We start from the raw sequence: 2,962 nt of genomic DNA, 5'->3' as shown, positions 1-2,962 counted from the left end.
TAGTTGGTGTGTATATTACGGCCTATTGGGTTGGATAAAAAACCACCCCCTACTTTTTTAGCCTTTCATATTCCTAATTCTAATAATATGATCCATTAGGCAATCACAAGTTTTTTTTTGTAGGAATATCATATGTCACAGTACTTAAAAGCCTCAGAAGTAATTAACCGCTACAACACAAGCAAAAGCGCCTGGTATAGATGGGTGAGCGAAGGCATTGCGCCAAAGCCAGTAAAGATTGGGCCACGGTGCGTCAGATGGAAGCTAACCGACCTAGTTAAGTGGGAAGCCGATCGGGAGGTTGCACAGTGAACCACATTATCTGCATTGATTCTCCAGACGTTGATGACGCTTTTCTGCTTGTCTCTTTGCCACTTGATAACAAAGACGAAAACACCCTTACCAAGGTTAGGGAAATCAATAACGAGCTTGTAAAGCTATCCAAAAAGGTAAAGGAAATAGCCGATGGATAGCCAGTAACGTTTTAGAGTTCCAGCCTGTTTATGGCCTCTTTTTTTTCGTGTTGAACTGTATAAATTATCAGTATCAATGGTAACAAATGTTAGTGTATAGTTATTACCAGGTTATGAAGCGAGGTAATAACTATGACTAAAAATCTAGTCCAAGTACGTTTTCAAGTTGAAGAACAATTAAGAAATGAATTTAAAGCAGCTTGCGCCAAATCCGGTAAAAGTCAGGCAGAGGTTATGCGGGAATTTATGAGCCGTTTTGTGAATGGCGATATTGATCTGAAAAATCAGTAACCCGTTAACCCACCCGACCACCTACTAAAGTATCGGGCAGGAAGTCACCACAAACCATTAGCCTAGATATGGAAAACACACCTAATCAATTCATGGCAACGGAGGAAGTTTACACCATGCCACTAGAACAGGCCAGAAGCATAACCCACAACCAAAATACATCTGACAAAAAACTCATTCAATACACTGAATATTCAGTATCAGACGCTATGCACTATCTTTCCATTTTGTTTGATAGGACTAACGATAAAAAAATAAAGGATGCCCTCGACCTCCTGGACGATATTGAGCGTGTTTTGTGGAGTATTAATAAGTGAAAAATGATTCTATAAAAGAAACAGCGACACAAATGTATCGCTTAGGGTTCAGGATCGTACCACCACATTGCAAGTACAAGGATGGTCAAACGTATTCACCTGACCACCCAAACTGGAATGAATCTGAATTTGTTTCTGTAGCACTGGACAACCTTATCCTGGTTGATTTTGACGGGAATAAGGGCGAAGCAATAACGCCGCAAGAGTTTGCTGACAACTTTGGTATAAGCTCTGAGGATATGGATTCGGCTTTATTCCAGTGGAACGATAAAGAAGATAGCTTGCATTACCTGTTTAAACATCCAGATGTTATGAAACTCGACTGGGGAAAGTATTACCAGAGCCGGGACGGTGTTCTTTCCATTGGTGGGCGAAGTCGTGTTGACCTTAAAACGGGGAATCAGCTTTGTCACATAAAGCCATATAAAGATCATAAGGAGGTTTTTCCAACTGACCTACCCATGGCACCTGATAGCCTGGTGAATTTCTTCAGGAAGCCTGATAGGACTGTAAAGACTGAAACCACCACACCAACTGGTGAGCCAGTTAGGACAATAATCGGCCATGGTTCATCATACGGCTTAAAGGCACTGGAAGGCGCTCGTGAGGAAATTTACAGAGCGGTAGAGGGTACACGCAACTCAGAGCTAAACAAGCAGGCTTGCGCTATGGGAAGCCTTATGGCCGGCGGAGAAATAGCAGAGGCAACAGTTCGCCAGGAGTTAGAAAAGGCTGCTTATGACATCGGTCTTAAAAAAACCGAAGTTAAATCCACTATTAACAGTGGTATTAAAAAAGGAAAGGAGTCACCCAGGAGTGCACCAGTGAAAAATAATGTATCATATGCGAGTTTAGAGGACACAAAAAATACACATAGCACTTTATCTTATCAGATAAAAAGGCGAAACAGGTTAAGCGAAATGTCTAATCTAGCAAAATCAATAAAGTCACCAGATTGGCTTGTAAAGGATTGGTTTGAAAAAGACTCTATGGGCTGCCTGGTTGCACCATCGTATTCAGGGAAGTCATTTCTTGCCCTTGACCTTTCATGTAGCGTGGCAACTGGTAAGCCATGGCAAGGCTACAAAGCGAGTAAAGGGGCCGTTGTATATATAGCTGGTGAGGGATTCAATGGTATACGTAGAAGGCTTAGAGCATGGGAGATAAAAAACCAAATCACTTTGGATGGCTGTAATTTTATGTGCTCAGACTCACCATATGCGCTTGGTAAAGCATATGGGTGTGGTGAGCTTGTAGAAGATATAAAAGAAAGATTGGGTGATATTAAGCCAGCTTTAATAGTTGTTGATACGGTAGCAAGAAACACCGCTGGACGTGAAGAAAACAGCGCAACTGATACAGGTGTTTTTATCGAAACCATGGACAAACTTAAGCGAGCTTATGGTTGCACAATTTTGCTTGTCCATCACACAGGCCATTTGAATCAAGAGCGAGGCCGTGGATCGTCAGCACTTTATGCTGCACAAGACTGTGAATACTTGATGAAGAAAGACGGAAATGATGTTGTTGAGATTAAATGCACTAAGATGAAGGACGGGGACGAGCCTAAGCCTATAAAATTTAAAATAGAGACGGTTGGTCTTGGCATTAAAGATAGTGACGGTGATGAAGTTACAAGCGCTGTTCTTGTGAAAACGGACATGGAGATTAGTTTTGATTTTGATATCAAAAAACCGACGGTGAAACAACTGGAAGTAATAACCGCTGTCAGAGGCAGAGAGGCCAACAGAAATCAGACCACACGCGAAGTATTGCGTGATGACCTGAAAACTGTTGGTATTAACACAAAGAGAATTACAGAGCGTATAGATTCCTGCCTTAAAAATGGTTGGTTAACAGAGGACGACGATGGATTTTTAC

The 2,962-nt window shown here is 41.7% G+C and carries 5 protein-coding genes; all 5 read left to right on the top strand.

The genetic code is table 11. From position 1 onward, the window contains the following. Nucleotides 1-132 precede the first annotated feature (132 nt). Nucleotides 133-312 carry a helix-turn-helix transcriptional regulator gene (locus V4C51_RS18110; RefSeq protein WP_420797691.1) on the top strand — a complete coding sequence of 60 codons (180 nt, stop codon included), beginning with the start codon at nucleotides 133-135 and terminating at the stop codon, nucleotides 310-312. Further along, a complete protein-coding gene (locus tag V4C51_RS17535) occupies nucleotides 309-473 on the top strand; it encodes a hypothetical protein (protein WP_330927466.1) in 165 nt (54 codons plus the stop codon). The genes V4C51_RS18110 and V4C51_RS17535 overlap by 4 nt, the downstream gene beginning before the upstream one ends. A gap of 132 nt (nucleotides 474-605) precedes the next feature. Continuing rightward, nucleotides 606-764, top strand: coding sequence for a plasmid partition protein ParG (locus V4C51_RS17530; RefSeq protein WP_330927465.1), 159 nt, complete (start codon nucleotides 606-608; stop codon nucleotides 762-764). A gap of 116 nt (nucleotides 765-880) precedes the next feature. Next, entirely contained in the window at nucleotides 881-1,081 is a 201-nt protein-coding gene (locus tag V4C51_RS17525) for a hypothetical protein (RefSeq protein ID WP_330927464.1), read from the top strand. After that, a partial coding sequence (locus tag V4C51_RS17520) for a helicase RepA family protein (protein ID WP_330927463.1) occupies nucleotides 1,078-2,962 on the top strand: 1,885 nt, incomplete at its 3' end. The genes V4C51_RS17525 and V4C51_RS17520, both read left to right, overlap by 4 nt.

Source organism: Candidatus Sororendozoicomonas aggregata (assembly GCF_031528575.1).
Lineage (GTDB): Bacteria > Pseudomonadota > Gammaproteobacteria > Pseudomonadales > Endozoicomonadaceae > Endonucleibacter > Endonucleibacter aggregata.
Note: the sequence above shows the minus strand (reverse complement) of the source record. Positions and strands in the feature narration are given on the sequence as shown.

Excerpts from the sequence above, each read along its gene's own strand:
- V4C51_RS18110 (WP_420797691.1), top strand. The coding sequence starts at position 133 with ATGTCACAGTACTTAAAAGCCTCAGAAGTAATTAACCGCTACAACACA.
- V4C51_RS17525 (WP_330927464.1), top strand. The coding sequence starts at position 881 with ATGCCACTAGAACAGGCCAGAAGCATAACCCACAACCAAAATACATCT.
- V4C51_RS17530 (WP_330927465.1), top strand. The coding sequence starts at position 606 with ATGACTAAAAATCTAGTCCAAGTACGTTTTCAAGTTGAAGAACAATTA.